This is a genomic window from Haematospirillum sp. H4485, assembly GCF_012102745.1.
GTDB lineage: Bacteria > Pseudomonadota > Alphaproteobacteria > Rhodospirillales > Rhodospirillaceae > Haematospirillum.
Genome location: NZ_JAAVSY010000011.1, coordinates 58,004 through 72,094 on the forward strand (window position 1 = coordinate 58,004; position 14,091 = coordinate 72,094).

General features: G+C 57.3%; 13 protein-coding genes. 7 read left to right on the top strand and 6 right to left on the bottom strand.

The features are described from left to right. Positions 1–201 precede the first annotated feature (201 nt). From HEQ61_RS08865 to HEQ61_RS08875, 3 genes are all read right to left on the bottom strand, one after another. A complete protein-coding gene (locus tag HEQ61_RS08865) occupies positions 202–1,137 on the bottom strand; it encodes an electron transfer flavoprotein subunit alpha/FixB family protein (RefSeq protein ID WP_168020825.1) in 936 nt (311 codons plus the stop codon). A gap of 1 nt (position 1,138) precedes the next feature. Further along, positions 1,139–1,888, bottom strand: coding sequence for an electron transfer flavoprotein subunit beta/FixA family protein (locus HEQ61_RS08870; RefSeq protein WP_168020826.1), 750 nt, complete (start codon positions 1,886–1,888; stop codon positions 1,139–1,141). Positions 1,889–2,036: 148 nt separating this feature from the next. Then, complete coding sequence (locus HEQ61_RS08875; RefSeq protein WP_168020827.1) at positions 2,037–2,636, bottom strand: cob(I)yrinic acid a,c-diamide adenosyltransferase; 600 nt, start codon at positions 2,634–2,636, stop codon at positions 2,037–2,039. A gap of 121 nt (positions 2,637–2,757) precedes the next feature. Here HEQ61_RS08875 and lptG point away from each other — a divergent pair, with 121 nt between their 5' ends. From lptG to HEQ61_RS08890, 3 genes are read left to right on the top strand one after another with little or no spacing between them, the layout of a single operon-like run. Continuing rightward, positions 2,758–3,867: an LPS export ABC transporter permease LptG gene (lptG, locus tag HEQ61_RS08880; protein WP_322099232.1), complete on the top strand. Its 1,110-nt coding sequence runs from the start codon at positions 2,758–2,760 to the stop codon at positions 3,865–3,867. A 7-nt stretch (positions 3,868–3,874) separates the two neighbouring features. Beyond that, on the top strand, positions 3,875–5,398 hold the full coding sequence (locus tag HEQ61_RS08885) for an ArnT family glycosyltransferase (RefSeq protein WP_168020828.1): 1,524 nt from the start codon (positions 3,875–3,877) through the stop codon (positions 5,396–5,398). After that, positions 5,395–6,123 (top strand): phosphatase PAP2 family protein, encoded by a 729-nt coding sequence (locus HEQ61_RS08890; protein ID WP_168020829.1) that lies wholly within the window; start codon positions 5,395–5,397, stop codon positions 6,121–6,123. Before HEQ61_RS08885 ends, HEQ61_RS08890 begins: the two co-directional genes overlap by 4 nt. Here the strand turns inward: HEQ61_RS08890 and HEQ61_RS11530 are convergent. After that, entirely contained in the window at positions 6,078–7,427 is a 1,350-nt protein-coding gene (locus HEQ61_RS11530; protein WP_168020830.1) for a S1C family serine protease, read from the bottom strand. The genes HEQ61_RS08890 and HEQ61_RS11530 overlap by 46 nt on opposite strands. A gap of 214 nt (positions 7,428–7,641) precedes the next feature. Here HEQ61_RS11530 and HEQ61_RS08900 point away from each other — a divergent pair, with 214 nt between their 5' ends. Both HEQ61_RS08900 and HEQ61_RS08905 read left to right on the top strand, forming a co-directional pair. Then, positions 7,642–7,971, top strand: coding sequence for a phosphoribosyl-ATP diphosphatase (locus tag HEQ61_RS08900; protein WP_168020831.1), 330 nt, complete (start codon positions 7,642–7,644; stop codon positions 7,969–7,971). A gap of 54 nt (positions 7,972–8,025) precedes the next feature. Further along, positions 8,026–8,388 carry a histidine triad nucleotide-binding protein gene (locus HEQ61_RS08905; RefSeq protein WP_168020832.1) on the top strand — a complete coding sequence of 121 codons (363 nt, stop codon included), beginning with the start codon at positions 8,026–8,028 and terminating at the stop codon, positions 8,386–8,388. A gap of 13 nt (positions 8,389–8,401) precedes the next feature. On the opposite strand, the gene HEQ61_RS08910 is transcribed toward HEQ61_RS08905, so the two are convergent. Both HEQ61_RS08910 and ribA read right to left on the bottom strand, forming a co-directional pair. Further along, positions 8,402–9,382, bottom strand: a complete 981-nt coding sequence (locus HEQ61_RS08910) for a hypothetical protein (RefSeq protein WP_168020833.1) — start codon at positions 9,380–9,382, stop codon at positions 8,402–8,404. Between the two features lie 136 nt (positions 9,383–9,518). Beyond that, a complete protein-coding gene (gene ribA, locus HEQ61_RS08915; RefSeq protein ID WP_168020834.1) occupies positions 9,519–10,664 on the bottom strand; it encodes a GTP cyclohydrolase II in 1,146 nt (381 codons plus the stop codon). 211 nt (positions 10,665–10,875) lie between these two features. On the opposite strand from ribA, the gene HEQ61_RS08920 reads away from it, so the two are divergent. Both HEQ61_RS08920 and HEQ61_RS08925 read left to right on the top strand, forming a co-directional pair. Further along, on the top strand, positions 10,876–11,568 hold the full coding sequence (locus tag HEQ61_RS08920) for a response regulator transcription factor (RefSeq protein WP_168020835.1): 693 nt from the start codon (positions 10,876–10,878) through the stop codon (positions 11,566–11,568). Between the two features lie 104 nt (positions 11,569–11,672). Continuing rightward, positions 11,673–14,090 (top strand): DUF4175 domain-containing protein, encoded by a 2,418-nt coding sequence (locus tag HEQ61_RS08925; protein ID WP_168020836.1) that lies wholly within the window; start codon positions 11,673–11,675, stop codon positions 14,088–14,090. The last annotated feature ends 1 nt before the right edge of the window (position 14,091 follow it).

Below are 14,091 nucleotides of genomic sequence, written 5' to 3' on the forward strand. Positions count from 1 at the left end.
GACCAGGCTCCCCTTCCGGTCTGTAGTGCCGTACCCGCTGCCGGCGCCTGCATCATATCAAACCAGGCATGTGGAGCAATGACCAATGCCGCTTATGCGTGTTTGCCTATGGTGCCGGGGCTGCGTGTGGTCGTGATGACACAAGAAAAGGGGAGCTGTCTGCTCCCCCCTCCTGTGGCTTGTTGTTGACGGGCGCTGTGTTCAGCGGGACAGCTCTTTCTCAAGCTCGGGCAGCGCCTGGAACAAGTCTGCCACCAAGCCGTAATCAGCAACCTGGAAAATGGGTGCATCCTCGTCCTTGTTGATGGCGACAATAACCTTGGAATCTTTCATGCCGGCCAAGTGCTGGATGGCCCCGGAAATGCCAACGGCTATGTAAAGCTCTGGTGCCACAATTTTCCCGGTCTGACCGATTTGAAGATCGTTGGGGACAAATCCGGCATCGACCGCAGCACGTGATGCCCCGATTGCGGCGCCCAGTCGATCGGCTACAGCTTCAATGAGTTTGAAGTTCTCGCCTGATTTCATGCCGCGTCCGCCCGAAACAATCACGCGGGCCGATGTCAATTCCGGCCGAGCCGAGATGGACAGCTCTTCCCCCAAGAATGTGGACAGATTGGGATCGTCACCCGGCGCTAAGGCTTCGATGCTGGCGCTTCCGCCTTCCGGGGACGCTGCGTCGAAAGATGTGGTGCGGACGGTTATGATCTTCAGCGCATCGCTGCTTTGCACGGTTGCCATGGCATTGCCGGCATAGATGGGTCGTTCAAAGGTATCCGGGCTGATGACGGCAGATATATCAGACAGCATTGCCACGTCACTCAGGCCGGCGACCCGTGGCATGATGTTTTTCCCCGATGTGGTGGCGGGTGCCAAAATGTGGGTGTATCCCCCGGCCAAGGAATGGATCAGCGTCGCAAGCGGTTCAGCCATCGCATGGGCGTAGCAGGGGGCATCGGCTATCAGAACCTTTGTGACGCCTGCAATACGGGATGCTGCCTGTGCGACTGCGGCACATCCCGCGCCTGCAACCAGAACATGGATATCACCGCCAGCCTTCGTGGCGGCAGAGACGGTGTGCAGGGTTGCGTCCTTCAGGGTAGTGTTGTTGTGTTCGGCAATAACTAGGACCGCCATGTCAGATCACCTTTGCTTCGGTCTTCAACTTGCCGACAAGCTCGGCCACATCCGCAACCTTTATGCCAGCCTGGCGCTTGGGAGGCTCGGTTACTTTCAGCACTTTCAGCCGGGGAGAAACATCAATGCCAAGATCTTCGGGCGTCAGGGTTTCAAGCGGCTTCTTCTTGGCCTTCATGATGTTGGGAAGAGAGGCGTAGCGCGGCTCGTTGAGTCGCAGGTCAACGCTGATCACGGCAGGCAGGGCTGTTTCAATGGTCTGCAGTCCGCCATCAATTTCCCGCGTGATCTTGGCCTTTTTGCCGGTAAGCTCTACTTTTGATGCAAAGGTTGCTTGCGGCCACCCGGTCATGGCGGCCAGCATTTGTCCGGTCTGGTTACTGTCGTCATCGATGGCCTGTTTCCCGACCAGCACAAGATCCGGTTTTTCACGATCAACGATAGCCTTCAATGCCCTGGCAACGGCCAAGGGCTGAAGATCGACGTCTGTCTGAACCAAGATGGCGCGATCTGCCCCCATGGCCATGGCGGTGCGCAGCGTTTCCTGGCAGGCGGCAACCCCGAGAGAGACGGCAACAATCTCGGTCACGGTGCCAGCCTCCTTCATCCGGATTGCTTCTTCCACCGCAATTTCGTCGAAGGGGTTCATCGACATTTTAACGTTGGCCAACTCAACGCCGGTTTCATCTGTCTTGACGCGAACCTTCACGTTGTAGTCCACGACCCGCTTTACTGCCACAAGGACTTTCATCTGCTCTTCCCTGCTCCGCCTTCGGTCTGTTTTCTGCCCCCTCTGCCTGGAACATGCCGGGCACACGATGTCCGGTATTTCCTTGCAGGGCCAGACACTCTATCGCCTGTTCTGTCCACGCGCCAAGGGTTTGTTCCGTGCTCCCCGCTCAACGGTCCTTGTGATCTGTTTCATTTTGGCGATTGGCCCCGGGGATCCACAGGACATCGCCATTTTTCTCCACATTCGCGTGGCGGGCCAGGACGAAGAGATGATCGGACAGGCGGTTTGTATAGGACAGGGTGCATGGGTTGATGGTCTCGCGCAGGGACAGGCCAACGATAAGTCGCTCTGCCCTTCGCACAATGGTTCGGGCCATGTGAAGGTGCGCGGCCATTGGTGATCCACCGGGCAGGACAAAAGATTGCAGGGGGACAAGCCCTGCATTGATCTGGTCGATTTCTCGCTCCAGTCGCTCTACGTGTTCATCGGTTATGCGCAGGGCTTGTATTGGCGGATCACTTTCAGGCATGCACAGGTCAGCCCCAAGATCGAACAGGTCGTTCTGAATCCGGCCCAGTATGCTGTCAAAAAATGCGGCCTGATTCCCTGAGGAATACAGGCGGGCAATCCCGAGCGCAGAGTTGGCCTCGTCGATGGTTCCGCATACATCGACCCGTGCGTCGGTCTTGGGAACCCGTGTCCCGTTTCCAAGTGAGGTCTTGCCCTTGTCGCCGCTACGGGTATAGATGCACGTAAGCTGTACCATTCGTCATGTCCCCGGGGGCTGTGAGAGGGTATAACGGCCAAGGGCCACGGTGGACCCGGTCCGGTTGGTTTTAGACAAACTTATTGCCAACCCCGCATTCTTGTCACGGGAAAGGAAGTCAGTGCTGCGTCTCCATACCACATTGTCCCTGTATATCGGGCGCCATTTTGCAATGGCGTTGCTGGGGACGCTGACTGTTATTCTTGCGCTGGTCCTGATGCTTGATTTTGTGGAGCTTTTGCGGCGTGCTGCCGGGCGCGATGCGGGGGCGACCGTTTTGTTCAGCCTGTCCCTCATGAAACTGCCGACCATGGCCCATCAGGTTCTGCCTTTTGCCGTTCTGGTGGGAGGTATGATTGCCATGTGGCGGCTCAGCCGCAGCCATGAGCTGATCATTATTCGCGCATCGGGTGTTTCGGTCTGGCAGTTTCTGGCCCCGATGGTTCTATGTGCTGCTGTTGTCGGAGTCCTGGATGTAACAGCGGTCAATCCGCTTTCGTCCGCTCTTTACCGAAGTTATGAGAAGCGCCTTGACGAGGTCTGGATGCCTGCCCGGGCTGGTGCATTCAATCTTTCAGAATCAGGCATGTGGCTGCGTGAACCTGTCACGGACGGAGGGCAGACGGTTGTGCATGCCGGGCACGTCCGTCAGGATGGCGATGTTTTGCATATGCGCGATCTGATGTTCATCATGCTTGACTCCAATGGGGTCCTGTACCGTCGCATCGATGCAGGTCAGGGCGCGATGAAGGACCGTGCCTTCATCCTCCGGGATGCCTGGATCATGGAGCCCAATCATCCCGGTGTCCGCATGGATGAGGTGCGCCTGCCGACGGGGATGACCCTTGCCCGTGTCCAGGAAAACTTTGCCAGCCCGGAAACCCTGTCGTTCTGGGATTTGCCGGGTTTTATACGCTTCTTTGAAACATCGGGGTTCTCGGCCCAGCGTCACTGGATGCACCTGCATGGCCTATTGGCATCGCCGGTTTTGCTGTGCGCCATGGTCATTGTGGCGGCTGTATTCTCGCTGGACCCTGATTTACGCTCCGGTCGGGGTTTGTCCCGTATTCTTGGTGCTGTCGGGGTTGGCTTTGTCCTTTACTTTTTCACCAGGTTGTCCCTTGCGCTGGGGTTGTCATCAGCGGTGCCCCTGTGGCTTTCAGCCTGGACACCAACGCTGGTGACGCTTTTGCTTGGGACAGCAACCCTGTTGCATCAGGAAGATGGTTGAACCTGTCATGACACGTGAGTCCTGTTGTCGGAACGGCTGGTCTTCCCCTGCATTCCGGGTTGCGTTGACGGTTGTTCTGGCTGTTACCGTGTGGCGTTTGTTCCAGTTGTTCGGGACGCCGGTTAACCTGTCGTTTGACGAAGCCCAGTATTGGAGCTGGTCAACTGATCCGGCATTTGGTTATTTCTCCAAACCGCCGTTTATTGCCTGGGTTATTGCCCTGACGACCAGCCTTGGCGGCGATTCCGAGCCATGGGTCCGGATCGGGGCGACATTGGCCCATGCCGTGACCGCGCTTCTGGTGTATGGAGTCGGGTTTGTCCTGTTTGACCGCGACCATGCGGATGACAATGCCGGACGTCGTGTAGTTGGTGTCTGGAGTGCGGTGATCTATATCACTCTGCCGGCGGTTTCCCTGTCATCGATGCTGGTATCAACCGATGCATTCCTGTTGATGTTCTGGGCGCTGTCTCTTCTGGGGTTGGCTTGCATTGTAACGGGCGGGTCTGCCTGGTGGTGGCTGGCTGTCGGTCTTGGTCTTGGCTTTGGCCTTTTGTCCAAGTACGCGATGGTCTTTTTCATTGTCTCGGTTGTCCTGGCCCTGCTGTGGCATGCGCCTTGGCGTCGGTTCCTGAGGTCTCCCGGATTGTGGGGTGCTCTGGTTCTCGGGGCGGCTTTTTATGCGCCGAACATCTGGTGGAATCTGGCGCACGGGATGGCCAGCTATCGGCATACCGGGGATAATGTGAACCTTGGTGTCGATGTCTTCAATCCTTTGAACATGGTTGCATTCCTGGCTTCCCAGGCAGGGGTTTTTGGTCCGCTCCTGCTGGCGGTTCTGGTGCTTGCCCTTTGTGTTCCCGCACGGTCACGCTTGCACGTGGATTGGCGTTTTCGCTTCCTGGCGGCTTTCGTTGTGCCGGTTCTTGTGATCATGTCTGTGCAGGCCCTGATATCGCGGGCCAATGCAAATTGGGCTGCCCCGGCTTTTGTTGCTGCGGTTCCTCTTGTTGTGTCCTGGTGCCTGGGGACAGGATCCCGCGCGTGGGTCCTGCGGGCATCGATTGTGCTCCATGTTCTGGTCGCGTCCCTGGTCTATAACGCAGACAGTCTGGCAGCAGCCTTTGGTGTGAGGGTTCCCCCGGCCCTGGATCTCCAGAAGCGCGTGCGTGGGTGGGACGATGCCGGTCGCTGGGTTCGTGAACTGAAGGCACAGAACCCCGAGCGTCCGTTGTTGTTTGATGACCGCAAGACTATGGCAACACTTTTGTATTACGCCCGTCCCTTGGCCTGGGACAGCTTCATGTGGCACCCCGGTGATGTTGTGCACAATCACTATGAACTGACCATGCCGCTTCCTGATGTGCCGGGTGGTCGCTTCCTGTATGTGACCCGCCATGATCCGAGCGTGCTGTACCAGCGGTTCCAATCTGTTGAGCCTGTGGCTGTGTTCCGCTCTGCCGGGGTGGCTGGAGGGACGCTGGAGCTGTCGGCTTGGTATGTGGACCATTTTCTGGGATATGGGCCATGAAGGTGCGGGCGTCATACGTTTGGCGCGCTGGGATGCACCTGTCCTGGCTTCTGTTGTCCGCAGCTGTTTTCTGGACTTTTCCGGGCATTGATCTGGGCATCAGCGGGCTGTTCTGGACACCGTCCGACGGGTGGTTCCTGGCCCACGATCCCGTACCCGAGTTTGTTCGCAAGGATTTTCCCCGCCTTCTGATTGGTGGGGTTGTTTTTCTTGTGTGCTTATGGGGTATTTTGCGTCTGTGTCACCGCCCTTTGTCTTGGTTGACCGGGCGGGTCTGCGCCTATCTGGTGATCAGTCTGGCAACCGGTCCGGGGCTTCTGGCCAATGTTCTGTTCAAGGAGAACTGGGGTCGTGCCCGTCCTCGCCAGATTATGGAATTTGGTGGTGACAGTGTGTTTACCCCGCCGTTCCTAGTGACAGACCAGTGTATTTCAAACTGTTCCTTTGTCTCTGGTCATGGCGCACTTGGATTCTGGATGACGGCACTGACCTTTGTGGTTCCCCTGCGGTGGAGAGGGCGGGTTTTCCTGACGACCTTTTTGGCCGGATCGGTTGTAGGCCTGGTGCGGATCCTGCAGGGTGGGCACTTTTTCTCCGATGTTTTTTATGCTGCTGTTCTGGTCATCGGGGTTAATTATCTTCTTGCGCGCTGGATTCTGGGAATCAAGGGTCTCTCCTGTCAGAAATCTGGTACCTGCAGGTCTCCGTCGTCCCACCCATCTTGACGCGTATCATTGGGGTGACGAATTTTCAGGTTCAGGTGTTGCAGGGCATCCCGGATGGGAATGAAGAAATTCAGTCCGCTTGACAGTTTTCCCGGTTTTTCACTGATGCCGATGACATTGCCAGAGGCATCAAGCAATGGGCCGCCGGCATGACCACCATGAATATTCGCATCGGCCTGAATGCGCTGGAGACCATGGGTATTATTCCCAAACCGGTTGATGATTCCGCGGCTGATGGTTCCGGCCATGGACCGGCTGCGGGGGGTGCCAATGGCATAAACAGCCTCTGCTATACGGGCTTGGCTTTGCCGGATTGGCAGGGGCAGATGCCCCGCTTTTTCGACCTGTATCAGGGCGACGTCCCGTGCTTCGTCATAACGGACGATATCACCGGAGAATGTTCGTCCGGTGTTCAGTGTAATACGTACAACGTCCATTCCTTCCACAACGTGGTAATTGGTCAGGATCAGATCCGGGGCGATAAAAAAGCCTGATCCATGGTCAGTCCCGTTGTCGACCGTGACAACAGACCGGCGTACGCCCTCGACATGCTGATCCAGCGGTGTATCAAAGAGAGAAACCGATGGCAGCCATATCTCGTCCCCGGTTTTTGCAGCCAGTGTGCTGCTGCGGGTTGGTCGCGGAGCCATCACCAGACGACGCATCCCTTCACTGGCGGCAAAGTTGCCGGCAGCCTGTGCAAACGCCTCTGCCACCAGAACGGCAGCCGCGTCAACAACGGGTGCCCTTAATGAAAAGAACCCGGATGTCCTGTCCTCGTGCACGATTTTTCGTTCCACAACGGAAAGGACTTGCCAGTACACGCGAACAGTTCCGGATCCGCTTTGTGCGTCCAGCCTGCTGCCTGTCCATAGATTGAGGGTGTCACACAGGTTGAAGCGAATGTCCTCGATCTGTGCGGATACCAGATAGGCAGCCTGGGGCATGTTGCCGATCCGATCCCCGAACAGGTTTGCAGGATCGCCGGTTACGGTATAGCCGGCCATGCTGAACTGTTCATGGAACATATCGTTGAATTCAAGGCTTTTTATTTTGCGGCTTGTTGCATCACCAGTCCAGTGGATCTGTCGTCCACCGTCCACGCATTCCAACCCCATGCGGTATCCCCCGATCAGGCTGCCCCGGCGCACACGGATTGTTCCCTTGTGGAAACGAATGGGAGCCAGGACCGCATCTTCAGGAAAAGGGGGAGCGTTGGCGTAGGGAACCTTGTCAACCTTGATCCCGTCCACGCAGCCAGCAAGACCGGCCACTGCGATCATTGCCAGCAGTTTGTATCGCACGTTATGCCCCGTATCTATAATTGATGATAGAAGTATCGTCTTTCACAAACAATCTCAAGGATCTTTTGCAGGGCTATAGTGCCAGAGCGGTGGATACGATCTGCCGGTTCTCGCTTTTCCGGTACGGTACGTATAACATTGCGGCTTCGTGATAGAGCCCTGCTGCCCGGGCGGTGTGCAGGGTTCGGGATATGTATACAAGGACATGCGTGCAATGGCTGAAGGCAGCCCGGATATTCTGGAGAACTTGTTTGCCCTGATCAACAGCCGGAAGGATGCTGATCCGGAATGTTCCCACACAGCAAGGCTTTATGCGAAGGGTCGCAAGAAAATAGCCCAAAAAGTCGGTGAAGAAGCAGTGGAAATTGCTATCGCATCACTGGTGGAAAGCCGTGAGGACGTTGTCGGTGAGAGTGCGGATCTGCTGTATCACCTTTTGGTCCTGTGGTCAGACTGCGGTATTGTTCCGTCCGATGTATGGCAGGCCATGCAGGATCGTTTCGGTGAAGATGGCATCGACGGGAAGAAGGCACGCCCGTTATAAGCGCACTTGGTGCCATGCTTTTCATGTTTGTTCCGGTGACGCAAGGAGACAACGATGAGTTACGATTCCGGTAATATTTTTGCCCGTATCCTGCGTGGCGAGGTTCCCTGCAACCGGGTCTATGAAGATGATCATGTTCTGGCCTTCCACGATGTCAATCCAGCCCGCCCGGTTCATGTACTGGTCATCCCCAAGGGTGCCTATCGATCCGTCAACGAAATGGCTGCCGATGGCAAGGATGTGGAAATCGCCGCCCTGTTTCGTGCCATCGAGAAAGTGGCAGCCCTGACCAAGGTTCGTGACAGCGGTTATCGTGTGGTTTCGAATGTTGGTGCGAATGGGCATCAGGAGGTACCGCATCTGCATTTCCATGTCCTTGGCGGTGGGCCGGTTGGTCCGATGGTAAAGCGCGACTGATACCGTTTTGTTTTTATCGGGGGAGTTGGTTTGCCTTCCGGTAGGCCTCGCTGGCCTTGTGCAGGGCGGGTATTTCAGTGCCCGTTCCATGCGCGGGGATTCCCGATTGTAGCAGGCTGACCGGTACAGGAGGCGTTGTGGGCAAGGATACAAGGCCCTGGGCTTCAAGGGCTTTGCGCTGCTGGGCCTTGTTGTCTCCCTTGTCTCCATTATTGTCTTCGTGCTTTGTGGCTGACGTCTCTTTCTGGTCCGTGTTGTGTTGGGGTATGGTTTGCCGTTCTGGTGTTGGTGCAAGGTGTGATGATTCGCGTACCAATTGCTCCAGGGCCGTCATGGAGGAAACCTCACCCATCGGTCGGATGGTCGATGCCGGAATCCGTGATGGTGTAATCGGTCTGGATGCTTTTGGCATGACGGCTGTGGCTGGATGGGCAGGAAACATGCGCAGGGGGGTGATGATTGCGGTTGCATCGGCTGCGGCCATTGATGGTTCGGTGACGGTCTGTGTTGCTGCAGGCTCCGGGATTGGGGTGGATGAAGAGACCGCTTCATTTCCTGCCTCGGCCGGGGGTACAGTCTCTTCCGTGACAGATGCAACCCGGGTCTCTGCTTTCTTCTTGTTCCTGATGGCGTTTTGCCCCGCATCTTCGCCATTGAACATGGCCACGACGTGTTCATCGATCGGGGCACCTGTAATTTCTTCTACCCCGACATCAAGGGCGGCAAGACCAAGCCCGATCGGGCCGAAGAACAAGGCCCCACCGGCCAGTTTTGCTTCACCCCGAATTGTATCTCCGGTCAATTCCCGGTAAAGACTTCCAACAATTGGTATGTGCTGCAGCGGATTCACGACGTCCAGGAAATCCCAGAAAGACAGAGGATTCTCGTCCGTCTCGGCTGAGGCGCTTGTGGCGACAGTTCCCCCCCCGGGTTCCATGCTGATACCCGGCAGATAGGGGGCGTTGTTCCATCCTTCATACGGACTGACGGGCATGGTCCTGTTTGCCTTGTCCTGACAGTATTCTGCCCTTGGGCAATGCAACGATTATGCCATTTTGCTCAGATCGCCTTGCCGCGCGGCGTCGCGTCGTGGACTGTTCGTGTCAGTCGGCAAAATGTGCCGCCCGGTTCTAGAGGATGTGCCCACCTTTTTCGGCTTTGGTTCGCAGATAGGACAGGTTGTGCACGTTGCTGGCAAAGACATGGGCCACACGTTCATCAATACGGATGCCATGACGGGCCAGTGCGGCAACCTTGTCGGGATTGTTTGTCAACAGGCGAACACGGCTGAAGCCCAGTTGCAGAAGCATTTCGGCGGCAGGCAGGAACAGGCGCTCATCATCATGGAATCCCAGCTGCCCGTTGGCATCCATGGTGTCAAACCCACGGTCCTGCAAATGATAGGCACGCAGCTTGTTGACCAGGCCAATACCCCGGCCTTCCTGTGCCAGGTACAGAAGAACCCCGCTCCCCTCGCGGGCGATAACATCGATAGCCCCGCGCAGTTGGTCGCCACAGTCACAACGCAGCGACCCCAGCAGATCTCCGGTGAAACATTCCGAGTGCAGACGGACCAGTACTGGTTGCTCCGGATCCGGGTTTCCTATGATGATGGCCAGATGCTCGATTCCACCATCAGCCGGGCGGAAGGCTACGATACGGGTGTTCTCGGCACCCTGCAGCGGAACCCGGGCATCCCCGACCGGGCGCAGACTACGGGCTGCTGTCGGCAGGTAGGACAGGATGTGGGCACTATCAACGGTCAGAAGGTCGCGCTCGGCAGCCCAGTGTCGTATGTCAGTATGCCCGGGCAGAGATGTGGCCACCACGACAGGCAGCAGGCGTGCAATCTTGGCCAGAAGGACGGCAGCGTGTTCCAGACCTTCCGGGGCACCTGGACGCATGGAGTCCGCAGTACATGCCATTGCCGGCCCGGTACGGTCTGTTCCGTGTACGGGATCACCAAGCATGGTCACCTGATCGACCGTAAGAGGGACGGGGGGCCGGAACGCTATGACCGGCGCGTCTGTTGCCTCGTATCCAAGAGCTTCTGCCCGCCGGCCTGTCATCAGAAGAGCTGGCGCTGTGTTTGTCAGATGACCAAAGCGTTCCAGGCTTTCTTCTGTAAGGGTTTCGGCTGACTGGATCAGCAGACCCTTCCCCGTAAGGTCTGTCAGGACAACAGTGCCACCACGCCGGAATTCGGCAACAACACGATCCACCGCTACAAGGGCAGATGGTGGTGGGGAGCTGGCGGGTGGGACGGGTCTGGTCATGCTGGAATGTCGGAATCCTGACTATCGGGTCCGGTCATGGATGACCCGGTTCGTAGAAGAAAGTGTCACGGGCTTGGCGTCCGCGCTTCCCGATGGTAGATAGGACAGTATTGGCGTTGTGAAAAGACAGTGTTTTTGCACTGGCGGGAATTTTTCCCCGGTTACCCCCGTATTTGTAGCGTGTTGTCTTGAGGCAGAGGAGTGTCCGCCCATGGCCGATGGCCGTTTTATACTCCTTGTTGATGATGATGTGGTTCTGCGGCGCACTCTTGCGATGCAGCTTCAGGACCAGGACGATATTGCCACTGTAACCGAAGCGGCTTCAGGGGGTGAGGCGATCTGTGCCGCGACATCCTCCCCCGTTCCGCTGGATCTTATTTTGCTGGACCTGGGCCTTCCGGATATGGACGGGCGTGATGTCTGTCGCCAGTTGAGGGCAGAAGGTGTGCGCTGCCCCATTATTATGCTGACAAGTCTTGATAGTGAATACGACACGGTAACGGGCCTGGAAGCCGGAGCCAACGACTACGTGACCAAGCCGTTCCGTATGGCTGTGTTGCTGGCCCGTCTCAGGGCGCATATGCGTCAGCACCGTCAGTCTGATGATGCTGTGTTTGCTGTTGGCCCTTATCGTTTTGTGCCTGCGTCAAAGATGTTGGAAGAAGCTTCAGGGCGGAAGATTCGCCTGACAGAAAAAGAAGCTGCAATCCTCAAATATCTATACCGGCAGGGGCGGGCGGTGGACCGGGAAACCCTGCTGCATGAGGTGTGGGGATATAATGCCGCTGTCAGTACTCATACGCTTGAGACTCATATCTACCGGCTGCGTCAAAAGATTGAACCTGTCAGCGGCGAGACAACCCTGTTACTGACCGAAGAAGGGGGATATCGGCTCAGTCCCTGATATTCCGCTATTTTTCAGGATCCAGGCCCCTTGTGATGGCCTTGTTTGTGACAGCGTGCCTACGCTGTCTTCGTCCTTGATGGATGGCCCCGTAAACTGGGGGCATGATGATGCCCCTGCTGATTCTGCCCCGCATCCTGCAATGGCGGCTGTTCCTGTCCTGGCTCTTCCTGCTTTGGGAACGTCTGTGGCAGGCCTTGTGGATACCCTGGTCTGTCGTTCTCGGATTTATCGCCCTGTCCCTTCTGGGGGGGATACCGGCCTCCGGAACCGGTTGGCATCTGGTGTCGTTCATCCTGTTTCTGGTCATTCTTGTGTTTGCCTTGTGGTACGGGCTGTCCAGTTTTTGCTGTCCAGACATATGGGATGCCTTGCATCGCCTGGAGCGTGGGCATAAAGCCCGGCCTCTGACCGCCCTGTGTGATCGCCCGTTTGTTGTGCTTGATCCCGCAACACATGAACTTTGGCAGAGGCATCACCGGCAGATGCTGTTTGAAGCCGGGTTCTTGCAGGTATCCTGGCCTGCCCCCCATATCGCTGACCGTGATCCGCTTGCTGTCCGGGCGGTTCCTGTCCTGGCCCTGGCGGTTGGTCTGTTTGTCTCTGGCCACCAGTTCGCAGACCGTCTGTCTGCGGCTCTGACACCATCCTTGACCGGATCCATGAGTGCCGAGATCTGGATAACCCCCCCGGAGTATACCCGGTTGCCCTCTGTTCGCCGGGTTATGGATGGGGGCAGGCTTGATGTTCCGGATGGAAGTTCCCTTCTGGTCCTGGTTCATGGCCCCGGTCTGCCGACCGGATATCTTGGTGATACCCCTGTTCCTTTTGAGGACAGTGGTCATGATACAGCGCGCATGACTGCTCTTGTAACGGATGATGCCGGATCTGGTGTTGAACTCCGGATACGGCGCGGGCTGTGGTATAGCGCCAGGCAGCAGCTGGCCATTATTCCGGATGCGCCGCCGTCTGTTGCAGGAGGACCCCTTATCGCGGCCACGACACCGGATGGTCCGGACCCCCGTCTTTCATTGCATGTTGCTGCGTCTGATGACTACGGCGTGACAGAGGCCCGCCTTGAGTTGCGTCGTCCGGGGGAGCAGGAAAGGGATGTGGACTTTGTTTCCCGTTCCTATCCGCTTCCTGTTCCCGGTTTGCCTTCGCCCCATGTTGATACCACCGTTCTGTTGGATCTTGCTGGGCACCCCTGGGCCGGTCAGGATGTTGAGGTCAGGGTGTTGGTTTCTGACGGGGCCAGCCACACAGCAGCTTCAGACTGGTATGCAACGCATTTGCCAGAGCGGCAGTTCACGCATCCGGTCGCGGCCCTTCTGGCGTCGGCCCGCAAGGTTCTTTTCACGGGGTCACCTGCACAGAAAGCAGAGGTCTGGAGACGCCTTGATGACTTGTCCCTCAGGCCGGATGATTTTGGTCATGATCCTGTAGTCTTTCTTGGGTTGCGGATTGCTGCGTTGCGTTTGTCACCTTCTTTTGCTGTGCATCCACCTGGGTCTGTGGCTGATCTTCTCTGGAACCTGGCTTTGCGGATAGAGGATGGCACCATCGACAATGCACGAACCCAGCTGGAACAAGCCAGGCTGGATCTTCTTAATGCGACAGGGGATCCCAAGGCGGTGGCGGATGCTATAAACGCGGTCCGTCGTGCCTTGGTATCCTTGTTACAGGATATCGTCGGTCGTGGTGGTGGATTGTCTCTGGATGAGCTTGATGCACTGGCGGACTCCCTTGGCCCAAATATTCAGGCCGGTGACCTTGCCCTGGAGAAAATGCTGGCTGAACTGGAAGAGCTGACCCGCCTGGGGGCACAGGATGCGGCACGTGCCCTGGCCGAGCATGTTGATGCTGTGCTCTCCGGATTACGGAATGCGCGCTTTTCGTCGGCATCCGGCGAGCTGCGGGACATGAGGGATATCATGACCGGGTTTGACCGTCTTGTCCGGGGCCAGGAGCAACTTCTGGAAGATACCTTTTCCACAATGGCAGAGGGGACAGCCCTGCCGTCTGTAGCACGCCATTCCGGGTTCTGGACTTTCCCTGCTGCAGAGTTGGCGGGGCGGCAGGAAAGCTTGCGTGGTCAGTTGCGGGCACTGGGCGGGCAGGTCGGTCGGAAAACCGGTTCGGTTCCGGAATGGTTCGGTGTTGCCGGGGATCATATGGATACGGCATCCCGTGCGCTGGGTGAATCCCGTCCTGATCTGGGACAGCAGGCTCAGGGGGAGGCATTGGATGCCCTGCGTCAGGCCCGTCGTGATGTTTCACAAACCATGATGCAGAACCTGGGGCAGACAATTGGCCTCTTGCCGGCTCCTGCGGGGGCAGGGGGGCTGGATCCGGCAGGACGTCCCGGTGAAGGCATGACCCTTCATGGTGAGAAGGTCCCGACCAAACCGGAACGCACCCGGGCGCGTGACCTTCTGCAGGAGCTGCGACGGCGTGCTGCCGAGGGCAATCTGGATCGTCAGGAGCAGGATTATCTGCAGCGCCTGATCCGGATGTTCTGAC

What these genes read in the sequence shown, in the direction of transcription:
- HEQ61_RS08865 (WP_168020825.1), bottom strand. Translation starts at nt 1,137, where the DNA reads ATGGCGGTCCTAGTTATTGCCGAACACAACAACACTACCCTGAAGGAC.
- HEQ61_RS08870 (WP_168020826.1), bottom strand. Translation starts at nt 1,888, where the DNA reads ATGAAAGTCCTTGTGGCAGTAAAGCGGGTCGTGGACTACAACGTGAAG.
- HEQ61_RS08875 (WP_168020827.1), bottom strand. Translation starts at nt 2,636, where the DNA reads ATGGTACAGCTTACGTGCATCTATACCCGTAGCGGCGACAAGGGCAAG.
- HEQ61_RS08885 (WP_168020828.1), top strand. Translation starts at nt 3,875, where the DNA reads ATGACACGTGAGTCCTGTTGTCGGAACGGCTGGTCTTCCCCTGCATTC.
- HEQ61_RS08890 (WP_168020829.1), top strand. Translation starts at nt 5,395, where the DNA reads ATGAAGGTGCGGGCGTCATACGTTTGGCGCGCTGGGATGCACCTGTCC.
- HEQ61_RS08900 (WP_168020831.1), top strand. Translation starts at nt 7,642, where the DNA reads ATGGCTGAAGGCAGCCCGGATATTCTGGAGAACTTGTTTGCCCTGATC.
- HEQ61_RS08905 (WP_168020832.1), top strand. Translation starts at nt 8,026, where the DNA reads ATGAGTTACGATTCCGGTAATATTTTTGCCCGTATCCTGCGTGGCGAG.
- HEQ61_RS08910 (WP_168020833.1), bottom strand. Translation starts at nt 9,382, where the DNA reads ATGCCCGTCAGTCCGTATGAAGGATGGAACAACGCCCCCTATCTGCCG.
- ribA (WP_168020834.1), bottom strand. Translation starts at nt 10,664, where the DNA reads ATGACCAGACCCGTCCCACCCGCCAGCTCCCCACCACCATCTGCCCTT.
- HEQ61_RS08920 (WP_168020835.1), top strand. Translation starts at nt 10,876, where the DNA reads ATGGCCGATGGCCGTTTTATACTCCTTGTTGATGATGATGTGGTTCTG.
- HEQ61_RS08925 (WP_168020836.1), top strand. Translation starts at nt 11,673, where the DNA reads ATGATGATGCCCCTGCTGATTCTGCCCCGCATCCTGCAATGGCGGCTG.